Source organism: Streptomyces sp. NP160, assembly GCF_006335115.1.
In the GTDB taxonomy this organism is placed as follows: Bacteria; Actinomycetota; Actinomycetes; order Actinomycetales; family Quadrisphaeraceae; genus Quadrisphaera.
Map to the genome: position 1 here is coordinate 125,869 of NZ_VDMJ01000020.1, position 20,698 is coordinate 146,566.

A 20,698-nucleotide genomic window follows, 5' to 3' on the forward strand; every position below is an offset into this window, starting at 1 on the left:
CCGGGAGCTTCCCGCCGCAGTCAGCTCAGGCACAGCTCGTTGCCCTCGGGGTCGGTCATGACCACCCACCGCTGCGGGCCCTGGCGGCCCTCCCCCGCGCGCGTCGCGCCCAGACCCTCGAGCCGCGACACCTCGGCGTCGACGCGCTCCGGCCCGACGTGCAGGTCCAGGTGCACCCGGTTCTTGACGGTCTTCGGCTCGGGCACGCGCTGCAGGTACAGCCGGGGCCTCGCACCACCCGGGTCGCGGATGGCCGCGGCGTCGCGCCACACGAGGACCCCGCTGCGCTCGAGCACGTCGGCGTCCGTGGCGTACCCGGCGTCGAGCATGCGCCTGACCAGCGGCTCGACGTCCTCCACCTCGTAGCCCAGGGTCGCGGCCCAGAACTCCGCCTGCGCGTGGGGGTCGGCGCAGTCGACCACCACCTGCACCCCGGGGACCGGTGCGTGGTCCGCCTCGTCGCTCATGACGACGACGCTAGTCCGCGCTGCGGTCAGCCCGCGTCCGCAGAGGCGACCGTCCGCCGTCCCAGGGGGTGCACCGCCGCCCTCAGCTGCGGCGGCGAGACCACGCTGGACAGGACCCCCGGCCAGGCCTGGTGGGCGGCGACCGCCTCCAGGGAGCCCGTCCCGGCGGTGATCACGCAGACGTCGTCTCCGTCGGCCACCAGCTGCCCGGCGGTGGGCTCCACCCGGCGCTGCACCGCCTCCAGCGGTGCCTGGAGCCGGACCACGGCGGTCCACCGGTACGGCGCCGAGCGACCGGCCCGCGCAGCCCCTCGACGGCTCAGTCCTCCTCGGCGCGGTCCCAGGCCTCGGTCTTCTCGCGCGCCGTCTGCAGGGCCCGCTCGGCCTCCTCGCGCGAGGCGTACGGCCCCATGAGGGTGGCGCCGGGCTTGAGGTGTCCGACGTCGACCTGCCCGGTCTTGGTGTTGAACCAGTACTGCTGCCCGTCGCTCATGCGCGTGATCGTCCTCCGGGGGCCCGCGGCGCGCGACCTAGACTCACCCGCCGTGCCGCAGCGCGCCCCCCTCCTCACCCCCGGCGCGGTCAGCCCGCGCCGCCCCGTGCCGGCCAGCACGCCCCGCCCCGAGTACGTCGACAGGCCCCGCCCCGCGCCGCACCGCGGGTCGCACGTGCCGCCGGCGGAGGTGGTGGAGCGGATGCGCACGGCCTGCAGGATCGCGGCGCAGGCAGCGGCCGAGGCGGGCCGCCACGTCCAGCCGGGCACCACCACGGACGCCGTCGACGCCGTCGTCCACGAGTTCCTGCTCGACCACGGCGCCTACCCGTCCACCCTCGGCTACCGCGGCTTCCCCAAGTCGTGCTGCACCAGCGTCAACGAGGTGGTCTGCCACGGCATCCCCGACGACAGGCCGCTGGCGGAGGGCGACCTGTGCAGCGTCGACGTCACCGCCTACGTCGTCCTCGACGGCCTCGGGGTGCACGGGGACACCTGCGCCACGTTCGGCGCCGGCGAGCTGGACGAGGCCAGCGCGCTGCTGCTCGAGCGCGCCCGGGCCGCCACCGACCGCGGCATCGCGGCGGTGCGCCCCGGCCGGGAGGTGAACGTCATCGGCCGGGTGGTGGAGGCCGCTGCCCGCCGCCACGGGTACGGGTCCGTGAGGGAGTACACCGGCCACGGCATCAGCACCTCGTTCCACTCCGGGCTGGTGATCCCCCACCACGACGCCGCACCCGCCCACGCCGAGGTCATCGAGACCGGCATGACCTTCACCGTCGAGCCCATGATCACCGAGGGCAGCCCGGCGGTGGACCTGTGGGACGACGGCTGGACCGTGGTCACCCGCGACCGCGGCCGCACGGCCCAGTTCGAGCACACCGTGCTGGTCACCGACACCGGAGCGGAGGTCCTCACGCTGCCGTGAGCGGGGGGTCGGGCTAACCTGCGGCGTCGTGGCACCCGAGACCTCCACGACGCCCACCACCGCCCCGTCGACGGCACCGGCCCCCGCGCGCGGCGGCGCCTCCGTCGCGCTGAGCGGCACGGGCATCGGCATCGACATCGGCGGCTCGGGCATCAAGGGCGCCCCCGTCGACCTCTCCACGGGCGAGTTCTCCGCCGAGCGGGTGCGCATCCCCACGCCGCAGCCCTCCACGCCGGACGCGGTCTCGCGCGTGGTCAAGCAGATCGTGGAGCAGATCGGCGAGCAGCTGCCCGACGGCGGTGCGGGGCTCCCGGTCGGCATCACCTTCCCCGCCGTCATCCAGCACGGCGTCGCGCGCACCGCCGCCAACGTGGACAAGGGGTGGATCGACTTCGACGTCGCGACCCTCATGACCGCCGTCACCGGACACCCGGTGCACGTGGTCAACGACGCCGACGCCGCCGGCGTGGCCGAGGCCCGCTACGGCGCCGCGAAGGGCGTGAAGGGCGTGGTCGTGCTCGCCACGCTGGGCACGGGCATCGGCACGGCGGTGATGGTCGACGGCGTGCTGGTGCCCAACACCGAGCTGGGCCACCTCGAGGTGGACGGGCACGACGCCGAGACCCGCGCCTCGGACGCGGCGCGCGAGCGCGACGACCTCTCGTGGTCGCACTGGGCCAAGCGCCTGAACAAGTACTTCCAGAGCCTGGAGGCCCTGCTCTGGCCGGACCTCATCGTGGTGGGCGGCGGGGTCTCCAAGAAGTCGGAGAAGTTCCTGCCGGAGCTGAAGCTGCGCACCCCCATCGTGCCCGCGCAGCTGCTGAACTCCGCGGGCATCGTGGGCGCGGCGGCCCTGGCCAGCGAGCAGCGCCGCTAGCGGACGGGCCCCCGGACCGCAGGGCGGGTCAGTCCGCAGGGACGGCGCTGCCGGTCGCCGCGGTGGGCGCCGAAGACGACGCCGCGGAGCCCGTCTCGCCCGGGGCCTCCTCCGCGCCGCGGGACGCCGTGGTGCTGGCCGGGGCGGACAGCGCGGTGGCGCCGGGGCCGGCCGCGGCGCGTCCCTCGGTCTCCGACGCCGCTCCGTCCTCGGCTCCCTCGGTCCCCGCGGCGCCCGTGCCCCCGGGAGCGCTCGACGGCGGCGTGCTGGGCTGGGCCGACCCCGAGCCCGCACCGGGGCTGGAGGACGGTGCAGCTCCGGTGCCGCTCGTCGAGCCCGACGAGCCCGACGAGCCGCTGGCCCCGGAACCGCTCTGCGGTGCCGGGCTGGAGGGGTCGGCGGTGGTGCTCGTGCTGCTGCTGCCCTCACCGAGGCCGTCACCCGCGGCGGCGGACGGGTCCGCACCGGGTGCGGGGCTGGGGGGCAGGTCCGGCAGGCCGGGGGTGCCGTCGTCCTCCCAACCGGCCCGCTCGGTGGCGGCCACGCGGTAGCCGCGGGGGACGACCAGCACGCCCGCGCCCGGGAGGATCGCCCCCTCCTCGGTGGCGACGAGCGGCGGCAGGGCGGTGACGAGCGCCGACAGCCTCGCCGCCTGGGCGAGGCTGTACGGGCCCGAGACGGGGGCGGCGCTGGTGGCGGAGGCCCCGCCACCGCCGCTCGCTGCGGCCTCCTGCACGGCGGATCCCCCGCCCGCGCGGCCTCCGGCGGCGCCGGCAGCGGTGACCCCGCCACCGTCCTGGGAGCCGTCGAGGGCAGGCAGGCCGCCCAGGGAGATGGTGAGGGTGGCGGCCACGAGCAGGCCGGCGACGCCCAGGGCCACGCCCTCGGCGGGGTGCGCCAGGCGGAGGCCGGAGCCTCGCTTCACCCGTCGACCCACTGCGCCCTCCGCGTCGGGACACCGCTCAGCAGCGCTCGCTGTGGCGGCCCGCGACCCACGGTAGCCACGCCGGGAGGCGACTTCCGGGACTTCGCGGGATCGGCGCCGGTCGCGGCGGAGTGTCGTCCTGGCTAGCGTGACCTGCACTTCTCCCGACGGTCGCGTCGAACACACCCTGAACAACCCGGAGGCACCCCCGTGCGCAGCCCCGTCCTGCCGTCCCACCTCCCGGCCCGCTTCGCCAGCGGCGCCTACATCCTCAACTCGGGGCTGTCCAAGCGGAACGCCCCTCAGGAGGTGGCCCAGGGCCTGCACGGCTTCGCGGCGACCGCCTACCCCTTCCTGGGCCAGGTGGAGCCCAAGAAGTTCGTCAAGGCGCTCTCCACCGCGGAGATCGTCCTCGGCTCGGCGCTGCTGCTGCCGTTCGTGCCCACCGCCCTCGTGGCCACCGGGCTGGCCGCCTTCAGCGGCGGCCTCCTGGGCCTGTACCTGCGGGTGCCGGGCATGCGCGAGCCCGGCAGCCTGCGCTGGACCGAGCAGGGCCAGGCCATCGCCAAGGACGTCTTCCTCGCGGGCATCGCCGGGACCCTCCTGGCGGACTCCGCTCGACGTGCGAAGGACGCCGGCTGAGCGCAGGATCTGAGGTCCCCGATGAAGGAGGGCGCATGTCTGCCATCGACAAGGTCAAGAACGCCGCTCAGGAGGCCGCCGGCAAGGTCAAGGAGGGGGTCGGCCAGAAGACCGACAACCGGGACCTGCAGGCCGAGGGCCAGCGCGACCAGGCCTCCGCTGACCTGAAGCAGCGCGGCGAGCACGTCAAGGACGCCTTCAAGGCCTGACCCGCACCCTCTCGCCCACGGGGGCGTCCACCGTCGCGGTGGGCGCCCCCGTGGCGCGTCATCAGCGCGTCATCAGCGCGTCGTCAGCGCGACCTCGGTGTCGGCAGCTCCGCGTGCGCCGCGAGGTCCACGACCCCCCGCGCGGCGGGTTCGGGGGCGGGCCGGCGGAGCACCAGCGCCCGCTCCGGCGGACCCACCGCGAGCACCGGTGGCCAGCCGGTGCTCTGGCGCAGGAGGTCGATCAGGCGCAGGAGGGGGCGGCTGGGCTCGAGCACGAGCAGCGAGCCGCCCGGTGGCGCGAGGTCCAGCACCGCCCGGAGCCCGCTGACGTCGACGAAGGTGACGCGCGAGGCGTCGACGACGGCGCGGTGCGACCACCTCGCGAGCAGGTGCGCGACGTGGGCGAGCTGGTCCCTGCACGTCAGGTCGAGGTCTCCGGAGAGCTCCACGACCACTCCGCTGCCCGTCCACCGCAGCGCAGCGCTGCTGCCCTCGGACCGGACGCTGTGCAGCAGGTGCGGAGCCGGGCAGGGGTCCTGGGGAGGAGGAGGCGGCTGGGACACGGTGGCACCTCGGGAAGGGGAGGTGGAGCCGTTCCGTCGACCCGTCCCCCGAGCGTAGGCGCCACCTGGCACCACCTCAAGGCCCCCGGGACGTCCCGGTGCGGGGCGGCCCCAGCGGTGCCACGCTGGAGCATGACGAGCGGCACGGCTCCCGTCGCAGGCGTCGCCACGGGCACGCGCGAGGGGCCGAGGGGCTGCCCGTGAGCCCCTCGACCGCGCCCGAGCTGCGGGTGTGCGAGGCGCTGCGCGAGGCCGTGGGCTGGGACCGCGTCGCGGTCGTCGTCGCCACCGGCCCCGACGACCGCCTGCCGCTGCGAGGGTCCGACGCGGTGCTGGAGCACTTCTGCGACCTGCAGCAGAGCCTGGCTCAGGGACCCAGCGTCGACGTGCTCTCCTCGGGGGTGCCGGTCCTGGTCGACGACCTCCGCACCGCCGTGGCGCCCTGGCCCCTGCTGCTCAGCGCGGTCCCGCGTGACGTGCCGCTGCGGTCCCTGGCGGTGCTGCCGCTGCGCCTGTCGACCGGCCGCGCCACCAGCGCTCCGGACCACGGCGGGAGCACCGGCCCCAGCGGTCCCGGGGTGGTCGGGGTCCTGGCGGTCGGCCGCGACCAGCCGCGTCCCTTCACCCACCGGCAGGTCGACGACCTCACCGCGCTGGCGGCCCTCGTGACGGCCGTGGTGCTGCAGCGGGCCTCGACCGAGGAGCTGTTCACCGAGGACGCCGCCCGCGACGAGCACCTGCCGATCGTGGTGGGCATGCTCCGGGCGCGGCTCGGGGCCGGGCCCGCCGAGGCGCTCGCCCGGCTGCGCGCGTACGCCTTCAGCTGCGACACGACGATCCAGGTGGTGGCGCGGCACGTGCTGTCGGGAGACGTCGACCTCGCCGACGTCGCCCGGTCCTGAGAGCGCGGAGCGGACCCGCGCGGGGGCCGTGATCGGCTCGCGGAGGCACTCACCCGCTGTCACCGTGGAGCCAGGTCGGATGACGCTGCAGACCACTGGCGCCTCCGTTCCGGCTGGCGGGTCGGACGTCGCCCACGAGCGCGCACCGCCGGCGCACGTCGCACCAGGAGGACCCCCATGGCCACCGGAACCACCTTCGACGTCGAGGCCCTGCGCCGAGCCACCGTCCACGCCTCTGACGGCGCCAAGATCGGCAAGGTCGGCGAGGTCTACCTCGACGACGCCACCGACCGACCGGAGTGGGTCACCGTGCGCACCGGGCTCTTCGGCAGCTCGGAGACCTTCGTGCCGCTCGCCGGCGCGACCAGCACCGACGACGAGCTCCGCGTTCCCTACACCAAGGACCAGGTCAAGGACGCCCCGCGCACCGACGCCGACGGCCAGCTCACCCCCGACGAGGAGGAGCGGCTCTACCGCCACTACGGGCTCGACGCCTCGACGTCGGCGGCCACGGACACGACCACGGGCACGACCGCCGGCACGACCGGCGCCGAGCACCTGCGGGGCGAGGGCACGGGTTACACCGAGGGGACCGGGCAGCGCCGCGGCGAGTACGAGGGCCTCGACGAGCTGGGCGCCGCCCAGGGCACCGCCGGGCCGGGCGCGGGCACGACCACGGGCACCACGTCCCGGCGCACCGAGGGCCACGACACCTCCGGCCCCACCACCGACGAGGCCATGACCCGCTCCGAGGAGCGCCTGCAGGTCGGCACCGAGCGCCGCGAGGCGGGTCGTGCACGGCTGCGCAAGCACGTCGTCACCGAGACGCAGACCCACCAGGTCCCCACGTCCCACGAGGAGGTGACCCTCGAGCGCGAGCCCGTCACCGACCGGAACCGCGGTGCGGCCACCTCCGGCCCCGAGCTCAGCGACGAGGAGCACGAGGTGGTGCTGCACGAGGAGGTGCCGGTGGTCTCCACCACCGTCGAGCCCGTCGAGAGGGTCCGGGTCGGCACCCGCGAGGTCTCCGAGGAGCGGACGGTCTCCGCCGACGTGCGCAAGGAGGAGATCGACCTCGACGCCGACGCGCCCCGCGCGGACGCCGGCCGCGACCGCGACCGCCTCTGAGCTGACGGGCTGAGGAGACGGCTGTGACGCCTCCCGACGCACCCGGACGGGGCGTGGACGTGGTGCTCTCCGCCGAGAGGGCCGACGTCGGCGTGCGCCGCGCACCCCGCGAGCGGGTGCGGGTGCGCCGGGAGGTGGTCACCGAGGAGGTGACCGTGGTGGTCGCCGTGCGCCGAGAGGTCCTGCGGACGGTGCGCGAGCCGCTCACCCCGGGCTCGGCCGACGCCGGGTCCGGAGACGGCCCGGGGGCCGCGGGCGAAGCGCTGCCCCTCGAGCTGGTGCTGTCGGAGGAGCGGCCCGTGGTGGGCCTCGAGGTGGTGCCGTACGAGCGGGTCCGGGTGGACGTGCGGTCGGTGCCCGGCACCGCAGCCGTCACCACGACCGCACGGCGCGAGACCGCCGAGGTCACCACCGACCCAGCCGCCGACCCGGCCACCGGCCCCGCCACCGGGGTCACCGCTGCCACCAGCGACCTGCGGAGCCCCCTGTGAGCGCCTCGACCGCCCTCCCCGCCTCCCAGCGGGGCACCACGACCATCGGCGGCGCCGTGGTCCTCGCGGTGGCGCGCGGCGCGGTCCGGGGCGTCGCCGGGGTCCACGCCCTGGGGGGTGCGGGACCGCGCTCCGCCGGTGCGGTGCGCGGTCGGCTGGCGGGGTCTCCCGGCGCCTCGGCGCGGGGCCTGTCGGTGGCCGTGGAGGGCGGGAGCACCTCGGTGGCGGTGGAGCTGGTCGCCCAGCACGGCACCTCGCTGCCCGCCCTGGCCGAGGCGGTGCGCCGCGCGGTCGCCGAGGCGGTCCAGACCCTCACGGGGCTGCGCGTGGCAGCGGTCGACGTGCTCGTCACCGACGTCCACGTCCCCTCCGACGACGTCCCCACCGACGTCCCCACTGACGTCCCCACCGACGTCCCCGCCGAGCGGTCCCACCTCCCGCGGACCCGCACCACCGCGCGCTGACGGCCAACGCCCCTGCGAGGGTGGTGCGGTGACGGCGTGGACGACGACCCCCATCACCGCCGACCTCGTGCGCGGTGCGCTCGACCTGGTCCGCACCGACCGCGGCCTGCTGCCCCAGCGGCTCCCCGCCCGGGCCCGGGCCCAGGTGCCGGACGAGCAGACGGCGATGGCGGTGGCCCAGCCGTCCGGGGTGCGGCTGGTGATGCGCACCGCCGCCACGCAGCTGGAGCTCGACGTGGTGCGCACCACCAACAGCTACCCGGGCGTCCCGCCCCGGCCTGACGGCGTGTACGACGCGCTCGTCGACGGGGTGCTGGTGGAGCGGGCGACCGCACCGGGCGGCGACGTCCTCGAGATCGACCTGGCGACCGGGGCGCGGTCGTTGCGCCGAGGCCCGGTGGGCACGGTGAGGTTCCGCCACCTGCCCCCCGGGGAGAAGCACCTCGAGGTGTGGCTCCCCCACACCGAGATCACCACGCTGGTCGCGCTGCGCGCCGACGCACCCGTGGCCCCCGCCCCGGCGGAGGCCGAGGACGCCGGTGGGCGCCGGCGGCCGACGTGGGTCCACCACGGCAGCTCCATCAGCCACGGGTCCGGCGCCGACAGCCCGAGCACCACGTGGCCGGCGCTGGCGGCGGCGCTCGGCGGAGTGGAGCTGGTCAACCTGGGCTTCGGCGGCAGCGCCCTGCTCGACCCGTTCACGGCGCGGGCGGTGCGCGACACCCCCGCGGACCTGCTGAGCCTCAAGGTCGGCATCAACGTCGTCAACGGCGACGTCATGCGGCGCCGGGCGTTCGGCCCGGCGCTGCACGGCTTCCTCGACACCGTGCGGGAGGGCCACCCCGAGGTGCCGCTGGTGGTGGTGACGGCGCTGGCCTGCCCCGTGCACGAGGACGTCCCCGGTCCCTCGGCGCCCGTGGTCACCGAGGACGGCGTGCGCTTCGCCGCCACCGGCGACCCGGCCGACGTGGCGGCGGGCCGCCTGTCGCTGCGCGCCACCCGCGAGGTGGTCGGCGACGTGGTGCGGGCGCGGCAGGCCGACGACCCGCACCTGCACCTGCTCGACGGCCTGGAGCTGTACGGCCTCGACGACGCCGAGGAGCACCCCCTGCCCGACGCGCTGCACCCCGACGCCGAGACCCACCGGCTCGTGGGCGAGCGGTTCGCGCGGTGGGCGTTCGCCCCGGGCGCCCCCTTCGCCACCCGCTGAGCGCCCGAGGCCCGGCGCCGGGCCCGGCGCGGCTCACACCTCGATGCGGCTCCCCATCACCACGGTGCGCGCCGACGGCAGGTCGAAGGCGCGCGCGGCGTCGGTGGTGAGGCGCGACGTGGCGGTGAACAGCCCCCGCTGCCAGCGCGGCAGGTGGGCCTGGGGCGCGCCGTCGCCGTCGCCGTCGTCGTCCCCGGACGCCCGGCGCAGCTCGATGGTGGACAGGAACCACGAGGCGCCGTCGAGGTCGATGCCGAGGCCCTCGCGCTCGTCCAGCGCCGCGAGCGCGTCGGGCACGTCGGTGCGCTGCATGTAGCCGAAGCGCAGCACCACCTGCAGCGGGTCCCCGGGTCTGCCGGGACGTCCCGGGGCCTGCTCGACACCGGTCTCGTCGCACGGCGCGGGCAGCACCCGCGCCACCTCGTCCAGCGGCACGTACGGCGACTGGGTGGTCTCCACGGCCACCAGCACCACCTGCTCGTGCAGGACGTGGAGGTGCTCGACGGTGGCGCGCATCGCCAGGGGGGCGGTGCTGGTGCCGTCCTCGGCCGCGCGGTTGAGGTAGACGGCGGTGCCGGGGACGCGGGCCACGCCGTCGTCGTGGACCTGCGTGAGCAGCTTCTCCAGCGGTCCCTCCTGGCGCGTGCGCAGGCGCGTGACGGCCACGCGGCCGCGGTGCCAGGTGAGCATCACCGTGAGGAGGGCCGCGCCGATGACGAGCGGCACCCAGGCGCCGTGGGCGAGCTTGGACAGGCCCGCGCCCAGGAAGACGAGCATCACCAGCGCCATCGCCCCGCCGCCGGCGAGCACCACCGGCCGCGGCCACGACCACTGGTGCGCGGCGACCACCGTGATGATCGAGGTGGTGATGAGGATGGTGCCGGTGACGGCCATGCCGTAGGCGAAGGCCAGCCGGGCGGAGGACTCGAAGGCGACGACGAGCAGCACCACCGCCACCATGAGGGCCCAGTTGACCCACGGGACGTACACCTGGCCGATCGTGTGGGCCGAGGTGTGGGTGATCCGCAGCCGCGGCAGGTACCCGAGCCTCACCGCCTGGCGCACGGCGGAGAACGCGCCCGTGATGACCGCCTGCGAGGCGATGACCGTGGCGGCGGTGGCGAGCAGCACCAGCGGCACCAGCGCCCACGACGGCACGGACAGGAAGAAGGGCGCCGTGACCGGGCCGTCCGCGGACAGGTCGCCGAGCAGGAGCGCGCCCTGCCCGGCGTAGGACAGCAGCAGCGCCGGGTAGACGAGGAAGAGCCACGCGCGCGTGATGGCGGGGCGCCCGAAGTGGCCGAGGTCGGCGTAGAGGGCCTCGGCGCCCGTGACCGACAGGACCACCGTGGCCAGCGCGAAGAAGGCGATGCCCGGCTCGGAGAGGAAGAAGCCGACCGCGTAGGTGGGTGACAGGGCCCGCAGCACCGAGGGGTTCCCCAGCACCTGCGTCAGGCCGGCGACCCCGATGACGGTGAACCACAGCGCCATGACCGGCCCGAAGGCACCACCCACCGTGGCCGTGCCGAAGCGCTGCACCGCGAACAGCACCACGACGATCACCAGCGTGATCGGCACCACGAACGGGGCGAAGCCGGAGTTGACGACCTCCACGCCCTCGACCGCGGACAGCACGGACACCGCCGGGGTGATCATGCTGTCCGCCAGGAAGAGCGAGGCGCCCGCGATCCCCGCCACCGTCAGGACGGCGACCAGGCGCGGGGAGAGCCGGCGCCCGTCCCGGCCGCGGCGGCCCAGCAGCGTGATGAGCGACATGAGGCCGCCCTCGCCGTGGTTGTCCGCGCGCAGCACCACGCCCACGTACAGCACGGTCACCACGAGCGTCACCGACCAGAACACCATCGAGACCAGGCCCAGCACGTTGTCCGCGGTCAGCGGCACCGGGTGGGGGTCGTCCGGGCTGAACAGCGTCTGCACCGTGTAGATGGGGCTGGTGCCGATGTCGCCGAAGACGACGCCGAGCGCGCCCAGCAGCAGCGCGCTGCGGCCCGGGCCGTGGGGCTGCCCGGCGGGCCGGCCGTGGGCGGTGGCGCGGTCGGTGCCCGGCGGCGCGGGGACGGCCGCACCTGTCGCGGCGGAGGTGGTCACGTCGGCACAGTCAACCCCCTCCAGGAGATCACGCACGCCGGTCCTGACGGTTCCCTGACCCCCTCCCCGCTCCGGCGTCATCCGCTCGGAGCAGGTCTCAGACCAGAGCGCTGGCCAGGCGGGCGAGGCCGTCTGCAGTGCGGGAGACGAGGTCGCGCCGACCCCACTCCGCCGCGGTCAGCTCCCGGCTGCGGGAGCGGTAGAGGTCTTCCACGGCGCGCAGCTGGCGGGAGAAGTCGGCGCCGCGGACCAGCACCGTCACCTCCAGGTTCAGCTCGAAGGAGCGCATGTCGAGGTTGGAGGAGCCGATGACGGCCACCTCGTCGTCCACGCTGAGCGTCTTGGCGTGCAGCACGAACGGCGGCGGGTACATGAAGATGCGCACGCCGGAGCGCAGCAGCGCGTCGTAGTAGGAGCGCTGGGCGTGGTGCACCAGCGCCTGGTCGCCGCGCTCGGAGACGAACAGCTGCACGTCCAGGCCGCGCTCGGCGGCGCTGCGCATGGCCAGCAGCAGCGACTCGTCGGGCACGAAGTACGGGCTCACCACCACCGCCCGCTCCTGGGCGGCGTGCAGCAGCGAGACGAACAGGCGCAGGTTGTTCTCCTGCTCGTAGCCCGGTCCGCTCGGCACCACCTGCGCCTGCAGCTCGCGGGTGGAGTCCGGGGCGGGCGGCACGTCGGTGCGCAGCCGGTCGTCGAGGAGCTCACCGGTCTCGGAGAACCAGTCGGCCACGAAGACGGCGTCGAGCGCGGTGACCACGGGGCCCTCGAAGCGGGCCATGACGTCCACCCAGCGCCGGCCCTTCCTGCGGTTGCTGCGCTTGCCGTACGCCGGGTCCACCACGTTCTGGCTGCCGCTGAACCCCACGGCGCCGTCCACCACGAGCAGCTTGCGGTGGTTGCGCAGGTCGATGCGCAGCACCTCGCGGGTGGTCGGGAACACCGGCAGCACCCGCTGCCAGAGCACGCCCGAGGCCTCCAGCCGGCGCACCATCCGCCGGTAGCCCTTGACCCGCAGGCTGGCCAGGTGGTCGAAGAGGACGCGGACCACCACCCCGCGCGCCGCGGCGCGCTCCAGCGCCCCGAAGAACGGCTCGGTGGTCTCGTCGAGGGCCAGGATGTAGAACTCGGCGTGCACGGAGTGCTGGGCGGCCTCCACCTCCGCCGTCATCGCCCACAGCGAGCCGACGTAGTCCTCCAGCAGGTCCGCGGTGTTGCCCGACAGCACCGGCATGGCCCCCAGGCGGCGGTTCATCGCGTGGATGGTGCGCAGGACCGGCAGCTGCTCCTCCGGCGGCGTCAGGTGGACCGGGCGCCGGGTCGTGGTCCGCTCGAGCACCAGCTGGTCGAAGCGCCGCTGCTTCTCGCGCCGGGCGCGCGGCAGCTTCGGACTGCCGATCACGAGGAACGCCAGCAGCCCCAGGTAGGGGATCAGGACGACGGCGAGCACCCAGCCGAGCGCCGCCGAGGGCCGGCGGTCGTTGGCGATGACCGCGGCCACCACCAGCCCGACGAGCACGCCGACCGCCACCACGAGCCACACCGCCCACTCCGGCAGGGAGTCCGGCAGCACGTCGGAGATCGGGATCACGGGTCCACTCCACCGCACGGCGGCGCGGTGCGCCCCCGGGCGCACCGCGATCTTCTAGAAGTCCCGTCCTCGCACGTCACAGCACGGGTCTCGCGGGAGGCGCCACGCCGTGCGACACCGCCGAGATGCCGCCGCTGCGCCCGCGGCGCGCGCATGATGGTCGGCACGGCGGGACGGTCCGCCGGTGGGCAGGTCGATGGGGGTCGCCGTGCTCGTGACCGACCGCTGCGCCTCGGTGCGCGGCTTCCGCCAGCAGTGCGAGCTGGGCCTGCTCCACGAGGGCGACCACGTCCACGGCGTGCGGTCGTGGCCGCGCAGCGCCCGCGAGTCCGCCGCCCACCAGCGCCACCTGGCCCAGGTGCGGGAGCTGCGCGAGCGCGCGCTGCAACTGCGCCACGACCGCTGAGCGCGCCTCAGAAGCGGCGGCGCTCCCAGCCGACGTCGATGTGCCGCCGCATCGCCGCCTCGGCAGCGGTCGCGTCGCCAGCGGCGACCGCCTCGTAGACGGCCCACAGCTCGTCGAGGGTCCGCTGCATGGCGTCCTCGGGGTCGTGCCCCCGGAAGCGGGGGCTCTCCAGGGCCCTCGAGTACAGCGCCCTGGCGATGTTGTGCGCCAGGCGGTTGCCGGACGCCTCCATGAGGGAGAAGTGGAAGGAGACGTCCGCCGCGTAGAAGGCCTCCTCGTCGGCCGTGGTGGTCGCCATGCGCTCGAGCTCCTCGCGCAGCGCGACCAGCTGGGCGTCGGTGCGCAGGCGGGCCACGGCACCCGCCATCAGCGCCTCCAGGCTGGCCCGGACCGCGCTGAGCTCGGTGAGCACGCCGGTGGTGCTGTCGTCGTCGACGAGCGCTGACAGCACCTGGGCGTCGAGCATGCGCCAGGACGACTGCGCGAGCACCTGCGTGCCGCGCCCCTGGCCGACCTCCACCAGGCCCTTCTCCTGGAGCCGCTTGACCGACTCCCGGACGACCGTGCGGCTCACGCCGAACTGCTCTGCGAGCGGGCCCTCCGGCGGCAGGAGCTCTCCGGGCTGCAGCAGGGGTCCGGGGCCCGGGGTCGGCGGCTGCCATCTGCGCCATCATCCCACCGGCCGCTGCGGGAGCACCCCGCTCAGCCCCTGATCAGGGCGGTGGAGCGGGCGGCTGGGTCGTGGATGCGGTCGTCGGTGCGGTCGTCAGCGGCGTCGTCCTCGGGCACCAGCCGCAGCCCGGCCCGCCGCGGGCGCAGGTGCGGGCCGGACCGGACCGGACGGCCCACCCGGTCGAGGCGGGCAGCTCCTCGAAGAGCTCCTCGTGCAGCGCGTGCCGTCGCCGGGGCTGTCCCCAGCACGGCGCCGCCGTCGGCGACCTCTTGGTGCACCTCACCCCCAGCCGTGCATCACCTTGGCGCCCTGAGGGGGCGACCCGCGGGGTCTTCCGCGGGTCGCCTCCTCAGGTGTGACGGGCGAGCCAGCCTGTACGCCGGGTCCTGTCCCTGCGTCCGGCGAGCCGGTCGCAGGGGGCGGCCATCCATCTCGGGACGGCGTTGCCGCCGTCCTCGTCGCTCCCGTCCCGCGTGGGGCCGGTCGCAGTCGCGGCCTACCCGGGAGCTCGGGCGGGCAGCCCTCGGACGCTCCCTGTCTGGCCTTGCTCCGGGTGGGGTTTGCCGAGCCACCCCCGTCACCGGGGGCGCTGGTGGTCTCTTGCACCACCGTTTCACCCTTGCCCCGCCCCCTCCGGCGGACCGGAGGCGGCGTGGCGGTCTGTTCTCTGTGGCACTTTCCCGCGGGTCACCCCGGGTGGGTGTTGCCCACCACCCTGCCCTGCGGAGCCCGGACGTTCCTCGGCGGCGGACCCCTCGCGAGGCCCGTCGACGCGGCCGCCCGGCTGGCTCGTCCGCACGGGCAGCCTAGACGAGCCCCGCACAGGGTCGCGCACTACTGTTCGCGCCCGTGCTCCTGCTGCTGCCGCCCTCGGAGCGCAAGCTCCCCGCCCGCGCCGGGCGGACCAGCACCCCGGTCGACCTCACGGCCCTGTCGTGGCCCGAGCTCGCCGCGGCGCGCGAGCAGGTGCTGGAGGCCGCCGCCGCCGTCGCCGACGACCCCGCCGCGGTGGGTGCGGGCCCCTCGCTCGCCGAGGAGGTGGCGCGCAACGGCCGCTGGCGCAGCGAGCCCGCGCACGCGGCGGCCAGGGTCTTCACGGGCGTGCTCTTCGAGGCCCTCGGCCTGACCACGCTGCCCCGGTCCGCGGCGGCGCGGGCCGCCGAGCGCGTGCTCGTGGTCTCAGCCGCCTACGGCCTGCTGCGCCCCACCGACCGCGTGCCCGCGCACCGCCTCTCCATGGGCACCGACCTGCCGGGCGTGGGCCAGCTCGCGGCGCACTGGCGTCCGCACCTGGCGCCCGTGCTCGACGCCCTGACCGCCCGGCCCGGCCAGGTGGTCCTCGACTGCCGCTCCGCCGCCTACGCCGCCGCGTGGAGGCCGTCGCGCACCCTGGCGGAGCGGGTGGTGCCGGTGCGCGTCTTCCGCGAGGTCCCCGGGCCCGGCGGACCCGTCCGCACGGTGGTCAGCCACGACGCCAAGCGCACCCGCGGCGAGCTCGCCCGCCACCTGCTCCTGCGGCGGCGGAAGGAGCCGGACTCGCCCGAGGCGCTGGCGGCCGCCGCCGCGGAGGCCTTCGAGGTGGAGCTGGCGCCGGACGCGCCCGGGCGCGTCCGCCACCTCGACGTCGTGCTGAGGGCTGCAGCGTGAGCGCGGCCCCCGGCCCCACCGAGCAGGCCCGGCAGACCCGTCAGGACGACGACGGCGGACCCCGCCGCGCCCCGTCCTGGGCCAGGCCCTGGAGCAAGCTCCCCGAGGGCACCCTCGTGCCGCTGCTGGCGGTGCTCGCCTCCGCGGTCGTGCTGGTGACCGGGGCGCTGACGCTCGGCCAGGCCGGCGCGCTGGTCGGCCGCACGTGGAACGTGCTGGTGTTCCTCCTGGCCGCCGCCGTGCTGGCGGAGCTGGCCGGCAGGGCCGGCGTGTTCGAGGTGGCCGCGGTGTGGGCAGCCCGCCACGGCGGCGGGCGGACCTGGCGGCTGTGGCTGCTCGTCGTGGCCATCGCGGTGGCCGCCACGGTGACGCTCAGCCTGGACACCACGGCTGTGCTCCTGACCCCGGTGGTGCTGGCGCTGGCCCGGCGGACGGGCGCTCCGGCGTCGGTCGCGGCGCTGCTGGCGCTGACCTGCGCGTGGCTGGCCAACACCGCCTCCCTGCTGCTGCCGGTGTCCAACCTCACCAACCTGCTGGCCCTCGACGTGCTCGAGGGCGGGCCCGCCGGAGGCGGCGTCCCGGCGTTCGTGGCGCTGACGTGGCGCCCGGCGGTGGCCGCGGTGCTGGCGACCGTCGTCGTCCTCGCCGTGCTGCACCGGAGGGCGCTGCGCACCGGGTACTCCCCGCCGGAGCCGGCCGAGGTGGCCGACCGGGTGCTGCTCAAGGTGGCGGCGGCCGTGGTGGTGCTCGTGCTGCCGGCCCTGGCGGTCGGCCTGGAGCCGTGGGCCGTGGCGGGCACCGCGGCGCTGGTGCTGGGCGGGGTCTTCGCCGTGCGCAAGCGGTCGGCGCTGAGCTGGAGCATGCTGCCGCTGCCGCTGGCCGTCTCGGTGCTGGGCCTGTTCGTGGTGGTGGAGGCGCTGAACCAGCACGGCCTGACGTCCGTGCTGGCGTCCGTGGCCGGGCAGGGCGAGGGCTTCGGTGAGCTGCTGCGCCTGGCGGCGACGTCGGCGGTCGCCGCCAACGCCGTCGACAACCTTCCCGCCTACCTGGCCCTGCAGCCCCTGCTGTCGGCGCAGGACCCGCTGCGCACCGCCGCCGTGCTCGTCGGCGTGAACGCCGGTCCGCTCATCACGCCGTGGGGCTCGCTGGCGGTGCTGCTGTGGGCCCGCGCGTGCCGCGCCGAGGACGTGCCGGTGCAGTGGGGCCGGTTCGCGCTGCAGGGCCTCGTGCTCGTGCCCGTGGTGCTCGTGGCCGCGGTCGGCGCGCTCGTGCTGTGAGCGCTCGGCCCTAGGACTGCCGCCAGGGCAGGCCCTCGGCGCGCCAGCCGCGGGCGCCGCGGTGGCCGTCGGCGTCGAGGTCGCCCTCGAAGCCGTCGAGCACGTTGTAGGAGCGCAGCCAGCCCCAGCGCGCCGCGGCGTCAGCGGCGGCGACCGAGCGGTGACCCGACCGGCAGAGGAACAGCACCTGCGCGTCCTTGGGCGCCACTCCCTGGAGCTGGGACAGGAACTGCGCGTTGTGCGCGCCGTCGGGGAAGCTCGTCCACTCCAGCGCCACCACCCGCCTGTCCAGCGCTGACAGGTCGGGCAGGCCCACGAAGACCCACTCCGCCTGGGTGCGGACGTCCACGAGCACCGCGCCCGGGTCCGCGGCGAGCGCGTCCCACGCCTGGCGCGGCGTGAGGTCCCCGGTGCGGGGCGCGAACGCGCTCACCGGCGCAGCTCGGGCTCGGGCGAGCGCACGAGGATCCGGTCGCACTCCTCGCACTGCACCACGTCGTCAGGGCCGGCGCCGGTGACGCGCCCGCGGAACGTGCCGGTGAAGGGCATCCGGCAGCCGCCGCACGTCTCCCCCACCACCGGCGCGGCGCCGAGGCCGTCGCGCTTCGCGCGGACCTGCTCGTAGAGCGCCACGAGCCCCTTGTCGAGCTGGCCGATGGCCCCGGCGCGCTGGGCGCCCACCTGCTCGTGCTCCGCGCGGGCCGCGGTGAGGGCGGTGTCGCGGGCGGCGACGAGCTTCGCGCGCTCACCCGACAGCCCGGCGGCGCGCTGCTCGAGCGCCGCGACCGCCTCGGCGGCGGACTCCTGGCGCTCCATGACCTCCAGCTGGGCGTCCTCCAGGCTGCGCAGGCGGCGCGTCAGCGCCTCGGCCTCCGCGAGGAGCTGCTGCAGCTCCTTGGCGGGGGTGCCGCCCGCGGCCAGGCGCTGGGAGGTGCGCTCCGCGCGGGCGCGCACCTGCTCCACCTCGGTCTCCGCGCGGGTGGCCTCCCGCTCGACGTCGGAGGCGACCGTGCGGGCGGCCACCAGCTCGTCGCGCAGCGTCCGCTCGGTGCCGTCCAGCGCCGCGATGGCGGCGTGCTCGGGCAGGGTGCGCGCGCGGTGGGCGATCTGCGCCAGGCGCGTGTCGAGGGCCTGCACGTCGAGCAGGCGGCGCTGGTCGCGGGCAGGGGCGGTGAGGCTCATCGGACGGTCCCGGCGGGCGAGGGCACGTGGAAGCTCCAGGGGTCGGACGACCGCACGGAGACGGACGTGGTGACGGACAGGCCGCGGTCGGCCAGGGCGGAGGAGAGGCGCTCGGCGGCGCCGTGCAGCCAGGGCCACTCGCTGGCCCAGTGGGAGACCTCCACGAGCGCCGTCCCCGGCGCCTGCTCGCGGGCCTCCGAGGCGGGGTGGTGGCGCAGGTCCGCGGTGACGTAGGCGTCCACGCCCGCGGCGCGGACCTCGGCGAAGAGCGAGTCGCCCGCGCCGCCGCAGACCGCCACGCGCTCGACCACCGCGTCCGGGTCCCCGGCGACCCTCACCCCGCCCGCGGTGCCCGGCAGCGCCTGGGCCACCTGCTCGGCGAAGGCGCGCAGCGGGAGCGGGCGCTCCAGGCGGCCCACCCGCCCCAGGCCGAGCGAGGCGTCGTGGTCGGCGGTAACGAGGGGCTCCAGGTCCACCAGGCCGACCACGCGGGCCAGGGCGTCCGAGACGCCGGGGCGGGCGGAGTCGGCGTTGGTGTGCGCGGTGACCAGGGCCACCCCGGAGCGCACCAGGCGGTGCACCACGCGGCCCTTGGGGAACGTCGCGGCCACCGTGGACGTGCCGCGCAGCAGCAGCGGGTGGTGCGCGAGCACCAGCTGCGCGCCCTCGTCGACGGCCTCGTCGACGACCTCCTCGACCGGGTCCACGGCCAGCAGCACGCGGTCCACGAGGGCGTCGGGGTCTCCGCAGACCAGGCCCGGGCGGTCCCAGTCCTCCGCCCAGGACGGCGGGTACAGCTCGTCGAGGACGGCGACGACCTGCGCCAGCGTCGGGGTGCTCACGTCCGCGAGGGTAGTGGGGTGGGCCCGGCCGGGTTCGAACCGACGACGGCCGCGGTGTAAGCGCGGTGCTCTACCAGCTGAGCTACAGGCCCTGGCGGAGGCCGCTCAGCGACGGCCCCGGCCGCTCACCAGGCGGATCGCCGTCCAGTCCGGTGACGGCTTCACCGTGCTGGTGGCGAAGAGCCCGGCCGTCGGGGCGGCCTCCTCCACGTCGGAGGGGCGCACGTGGCCCGGGCTGCCGGCCTTGGGGGTGAGCAGCCACACCACGCCGTCGTCGGCGAGGGAGACCAGGGAGTCGACGAGGGCGTCGACCAGGTCGCCGTCGTCCTCGCGCCACCACAGCAGCACGGCGTCGACGACGTCGACGTCGTGCTCGTCCAGCATCTGCTCGCCGGTGAGGTCCTCGACCTCGTCGCGCAGGTCGTGGTCGACGTCGTGGTCGTAGCCGCGCTCCTGCACCGCCTGGCCCGCGCGCAGGCCCAGCCGGGCCGCCCCGCTCGTGGCGGGTGCCCCCGCGGTCTCGCTCACGCTCGATCTCCCCCCAGTGGTGGTGCCGCCTCCCGCGGACGCCCTCTGCCGCGCTGCACTGCGCCAGCGGCTCGCTGGCCGCCCGAACGCTACCGCCTCGCACCCCGGCGCAGCGGCACTAACCTGGCGGGATGGCGCGCTCGAGCCCCCGGCGCCCGGTGCTGCGCCTCGACGCGGCGCTCGGCACGGCCGTGAACCGCCCGGACTCCCTGGCCGCCGAGGAGCCCCTCGAGGTGCGCGTCCGCGCCCTCGACGCGCCGGCCGCGGAGCCCGTCGTCGTCACCATGAGGACGCCAGGCGACGACGTCGACCTCGCCCTGGGGTTCCTGCTGACCGAGGGCCTGCTCGCCGGCCCCGACGATGTCGCCGCGGCCGTGCACTGCGGAGACCCGGACCCCGCCGACGAGTCCGGCCTGTCCTCGATGAACGTCATCGAGCTCACGCTGCGCCCGGGCGTGCCCGCCCCCGACCTCGAGGGGCGGCGGACCTTCGGGATGACCTCGGCCTGCGGGGTGTGCGGCACGGCGAGCATCGACGCCGTCTCCCGCCGCAGCCGGCACGACCTGCGCGAGGACCCGACCGCCGTGGCGCCCGAGGTGCTGCTGTCCCTGCCCGACCGGCTGCGCGAGGCCCAGCGCGTGTTCGCGCGCACCGGCGGGCTGCACGCCGCGGGGCTCTTCACCGCCGAGGGGGACCTGCTGGCCGTCGCCGAGGACGTCGGCCGCCACAACGCCGTCGACAAGGTGCTCGGCCGCGCCGCCCGCCAGGGCCTCGGCGGCGGCTGGCCGCTGCGCGGCACGGTGCTCCAGGTGAGCGGTCGGGCCTCCTTCGAGCTGGTGCAGAAGGCGTGGTGCGGGGGCGTGCCGGTGCTGTCGGCGGTCTCCGCGCCGTCCTCGCTCGCCGTCGACCTCGCCCAGCGGGCGGGGATGGGGCTGGCCGGGTTCGTCCGCGCTCCCCGCCTGAACGCCTACGCGGGGCAGGAGCGGTTCCTGCCGCTCGCCGGCCGCGAGGGCGCCGCTGTGACCGCGAGCACGGCCGGTGCGACCGGGGGGTGAACATCCCTGGCCGGGAGGGCAGGATGGAGGGGCCCCGACGCGGCCCTGCAGCGCTCCACCTCGCGCCTGCGCGGAACGCCGGGGGCCCG

At 76.1% G+C, this 20,698-nt stretch carries 26 protein-coding genes, 1 tRNA gene and 1 other RNA gene; 13 read left to right on the forward strand and 15 right to left on the reverse strand.

Annotated features, from left to right (window positions below; genetic code table 11):
* Positions 1–20: 20 nt before the first annotated feature.
* The 3 genes from FHN55_RS11600 to FHN55_RS11610 are packed head-to-tail and all read right to left on the reverse strand — an operon-like array spanning position 21 to position 960.
* A complete protein-coding gene (locus FHN55_RS11600) occupies positions 21–467 on the reverse strand; it encodes a VOC family protein (protein WP_139712458.1) in 447 nt (148 codons plus the stop codon).
* A gap of 26 nt (positions 468–493) precedes the next feature.
* Positions 494–733: a hypothetical protein gene (locus FHN55_RS11605; protein ID WP_139712459.1), complete on the reverse strand. Its 240-nt coding sequence runs from the start codon at positions 731–733 to the stop codon at positions 494–496.
* Positions 734–786: 53 nt separating this feature from the next.
* Positions 787–960, reverse strand: a complete 174-nt coding sequence (locus FHN55_RS11610; RefSeq protein WP_139712460.1) for an SPOR domain-containing protein — start codon at positions 958–960, stop codon at positions 787–789.
* A 52-nt stretch (positions 961–1,012) separates the two neighbouring features.
* On the opposite strand from FHN55_RS11610, the gene map reads away from it, so the two are divergent.
* Positions 1,013–1,888 carry a type I methionyl aminopeptidase gene (map, locus tag FHN55_RS11615; RefSeq protein WP_257570897.1) on the forward strand — a complete coding sequence of 292 codons (876 nt, stop codon included), beginning with the start codon at positions 1,013–1,015 and terminating at the stop codon, positions 1,886–1,888.
* Positions 1,889–2,012: 124 nt separating this feature from the next.
* Positions 2,013–2,765: a polyphosphate--glucose phosphotransferase gene (gene ppgK, locus FHN55_RS11620; RefSeq protein ID WP_306821805.1), complete on the forward strand. Its 753-nt coding sequence runs from the start codon at positions 2,013–2,015 to the stop codon at positions 2,763–2,765.
* A gap of 28 nt (positions 2,766–2,793) precedes the next feature.
* Here the strand turns inward: ppgK and FHN55_RS11625 are convergent, their stop codons facing one another.
* Positions 2,794–3,690 carry a hypothetical protein gene (locus tag FHN55_RS11625; RefSeq protein ID WP_139712462.1) on the reverse strand — a complete coding sequence of 299 codons (897 nt, stop codon included), beginning with the start codon at positions 3,688–3,690 and terminating at the stop codon, positions 2,794–2,796.
* A 210-nt stretch (positions 3,691–3,900) separates the two neighbouring features.
* Between FHN55_RS11625 and FHN55_RS11630 the strand changes: the two genes are divergently transcribed.
* Positions 3,901–4,332, forward strand: a complete 432-nt coding sequence (locus tag FHN55_RS11630) for a hypothetical protein (protein WP_139712463.1) — start codon at positions 3,901–3,903, stop codon at positions 4,330–4,332.
* Positions 4,333–4,367: 35 nt separating this feature from the next.
* On the forward strand, positions 4,368–4,541 hold the full coding sequence (locus FHN55_RS11635; protein WP_139712464.1) for a CsbD family protein: 174 nt from the start codon (positions 4,368–4,370) through the stop codon (positions 4,539–4,541).
* An 83-nt stretch (positions 4,542–4,624) separates the two neighbouring features.
* On the opposite strand, the gene FHN55_RS11640 is transcribed toward FHN55_RS11635, so the two are convergent.
* The gene (locus FHN55_RS11640; RefSeq protein WP_139712465.1) at positions 4,625–5,104 is read right to left on the reverse strand and encodes an STAS domain-containing protein; all 480 of its coding nucleotides are present in this window, start codon (positions 5,102–5,104) and stop codon (positions 4,625–4,627) included.
* A gap of 200 nt (positions 5,105–5,304) precedes the next feature.
* Here FHN55_RS11640 and FHN55_RS11645 point away from each other — a divergent pair, with 200 nt between their 5' ends.
* From FHN55_RS11645 to FHN55_RS11665, 5 genes are all read left to right on the forward strand, one after another.
* Entirely contained in the window at positions 5,305–6,006 is a 702-nt protein-coding gene (locus FHN55_RS11645; protein WP_139712466.1) for a GAF and ANTAR domain-containing protein, read from the forward strand.
* 177 nt (positions 6,007–6,183) lie between these two features.
* Positions 6,184–7,134: a DUF2382 domain-containing protein gene (locus FHN55_RS11650; RefSeq protein WP_139712467.1), complete on the forward strand. Its 951-nt coding sequence runs from the start codon at positions 6,184–6,186 to the stop codon at positions 7,132–7,134.
* Between the two features lie 23 nt (positions 7,135–7,157).
* Positions 7,158–7,625, forward strand: coding sequence for a DUF2382 domain-containing protein (locus FHN55_RS11655; protein ID WP_139712468.1), 468 nt, complete (start codon positions 7,158–7,160; stop codon positions 7,623–7,625).
* Positions 7,622–8,089, forward strand: coding sequence for an Asp23/Gls24 family envelope stress response protein (locus FHN55_RS11660; RefSeq protein WP_139712469.1), 468 nt, complete (start codon positions 7,622–7,624; stop codon positions 8,087–8,089). Before FHN55_RS11655 ends, FHN55_RS11660 begins: the two co-directional genes overlap by 4 nt.
* 28 nt (positions 8,090–8,117) lie before the next feature.
* Complete coding sequence (locus FHN55_RS11665) at positions 8,118–9,299, forward strand: GDSL-type esterase/lipase family protein (protein ID WP_139712470.1); 1,182 nt, start codon at positions 8,118–8,120, stop codon at positions 9,297–9,299.
* 33 nt (positions 9,300–9,332) lie between these two features.
* Here the strand turns inward: FHN55_RS11665 and FHN55_RS11670 are convergent, their stop codons facing one another.
* Together FHN55_RS11670 and cls are read right to left on the reverse strand one after the other, a co-directional pair.
* Complete coding sequence (locus FHN55_RS11670; RefSeq protein ID WP_257570900.1) at positions 9,333–11,408, reverse strand: potassium transporter Kup; 2,076 nt, start codon at positions 11,406–11,408, stop codon at positions 9,333–9,335.
* Between the two features lie 97 nt (positions 11,409–11,505).
* Entirely contained in the window at positions 11,506–12,999 is a 1,494-nt protein-coding gene (cls, locus tag FHN55_RS11675; RefSeq protein ID WP_218974589.1) for a cardiolipin synthase, read from the reverse strand.
* A 184-nt stretch (positions 13,000–13,183) separates the two neighbouring features.
* Between cls and FHN55_RS11680 the strand changes: the two genes are divergently transcribed.
* Complete coding sequence (locus tag FHN55_RS11680; protein ID WP_139712472.1) at positions 13,184–13,405, forward strand: hypothetical protein; 222 nt, start codon at positions 13,184–13,186, stop codon at positions 13,403–13,405.
* A 7-nt stretch (positions 13,406–13,412) separates the two neighbouring features.
* Here FHN55_RS11680 and FHN55_RS11685 read toward each other — a convergent pair whose 3' ends face one another.
* From FHN55_RS11685 to rnpB, 3 genes are all read right to left on the reverse strand, one after another.
* A complete protein-coding gene (locus tag FHN55_RS11685; RefSeq protein ID WP_139712473.1) occupies positions 13,413–14,036 on the reverse strand; it encodes a FadR/GntR family transcriptional regulator in 624 nt (207 codons plus the stop codon).
* A 71-nt stretch (positions 14,037–14,107) separates the two neighbouring features.
* Positions 14,108–14,254: a hypothetical protein gene (locus FHN55_RS23290; protein WP_218974591.1), complete on the reverse strand. Its 147-nt coding sequence runs from the start codon at positions 14,252–14,254 to the stop codon at positions 14,108–14,110.
* 183 nt (positions 14,255–14,437) lie between these two features.
* Positions 14,438–14,870: RNase P RNA component class A (gene rnpB, locus FHN55_RS11695), an RNA gene on the reverse strand.
* A 57-nt stretch (positions 14,871–14,927) separates the two neighbouring features.
* On the opposite strand from rnpB, the gene FHN55_RS11700 reads away from it, so the two are divergent.
* On the forward strand, positions 14,928–15,725 hold the full coding sequence (locus FHN55_RS11700) for a YaaA family protein (protein WP_139712475.1): 798 nt from the start codon (positions 14,928–14,930) through the stop codon (positions 15,723–15,725).
* Positions 15,722–17,002: an SLC13 family permease gene (locus tag FHN55_RS11705; RefSeq protein ID WP_218974592.1), complete on the forward strand. Its 1,281-nt coding sequence runs from the start codon at positions 15,722–15,724 to the stop codon at positions 17,000–17,002. The genes FHN55_RS11700 and FHN55_RS11705 overlap by 4 nt, the downstream gene beginning before the upstream one ends.
* 10 nt (positions 17,003–17,012) lie before the next feature.
* Here the strand turns inward: FHN55_RS11705 and FHN55_RS11710 are convergent, their stop codons facing one another.
* The 5 genes from FHN55_RS11710 to FHN55_RS11730 form a co-directional block, all read right to left on the reverse strand.
* On the reverse strand, positions 17,013–17,435 hold the full coding sequence (locus FHN55_RS11710) for a rhodanese-like domain-containing protein (protein ID WP_139712476.1): 423 nt from the start codon (positions 17,433–17,435) through the stop codon (positions 17,013–17,015).
* Positions 17,432–18,184, reverse strand: coding sequence for a zinc ribbon domain-containing protein (locus FHN55_RS11715; RefSeq protein ID WP_139712477.1), 753 nt, complete (start codon positions 18,182–18,184; stop codon positions 17,432–17,434). Before FHN55_RS11715 ends, FHN55_RS11710 begins: the two co-directional genes overlap by 4 nt.
* Positions 18,181–19,026, reverse strand: coding sequence for a Nif3-like dinuclear metal center hexameric protein (locus FHN55_RS11720; protein ID WP_180357789.1), 846 nt, complete (start codon positions 19,024–19,026; stop codon positions 18,181–18,183). The genes FHN55_RS11715 and FHN55_RS11720 overlap by 4 nt, the downstream gene beginning before the upstream one ends.
* 19 nt (positions 19,027–19,045) lie before the next feature.
* Positions 19,046–19,118 (reverse strand) — tRNA-Val (locus FHN55_RS11725).
* Positions 19,119–19,131: 13 nt separating this feature from the next.
* Positions 19,132–19,554 (reverse strand): DUF3052 domain-containing protein, encoded by a 423-nt coding sequence (locus tag FHN55_RS11730; RefSeq protein ID WP_139712478.1) that lies wholly within the window; start codon positions 19,552–19,554, stop codon positions 19,132–19,134.
* 131 nt (positions 19,555–19,685) lie between these two features.
* On the opposite strand from FHN55_RS11730, the gene fdhD reads away from it, so the two are divergent.
* The gene (gene fdhD / locus FHN55_RS11735) at positions 19,686–20,609 is read left to right on the forward strand and encodes a formate dehydrogenase accessory sulfurtransferase FdhD (RefSeq protein WP_139712479.1); all 924 of its coding nucleotides are present in this window, start codon (positions 19,686–19,688) and stop codon (positions 20,607–20,609) included.
* Positions 20,610–20,698: the final 89 nt, after the last annotated feature.

What these genes read in the sequence shown, in the direction of transcription:
- FHN55_RS11600 (WP_139712458.1), bottom strand. Translation starts at nt 467, where the DNA reads ATGAGCGACGAGGCGGACCACGCACCGGTCCCCGGGGTGCAGGTGGTG.
- FHN55_RS11610 (WP_139712460.1), bottom strand. Translation starts at nt 960, where the DNA reads ATGAGCGACGGGCAGCAGTACTGGTTCAACACCAAGACCGGGCAGGTC.
- FHN55_RS11635 (WP_139712464.1), top strand. Translation starts at nt 4,368, where the DNA reads ATGTCTGCCATCGACAAGGTCAAGAACGCCGCTCAGGAGGCCGCCGGC.
- FHN55_RS11650 (WP_139712467.1), top strand. Translation starts at nt 6,184, where the DNA reads ATGGCCACCGGAACCACCTTCGACGTCGAGGCCCTGCGCCGAGCCACC.
- FHN55_RS11715 (WP_139712477.1), bottom strand. Translation starts at nt 18,184, where the DNA reads ATGAGCCTCACCGCCCCTGCCCGCGACCAGCGCCGCCTGCTCGACGTG.
- fdhD (WP_139712479.1), top strand. Translation starts at nt 19,686, where the DNA reads ATGGCGCGCTCGAGCCCCCGGCGCCCGGTGCTGCGCCTCGACGCGGCG.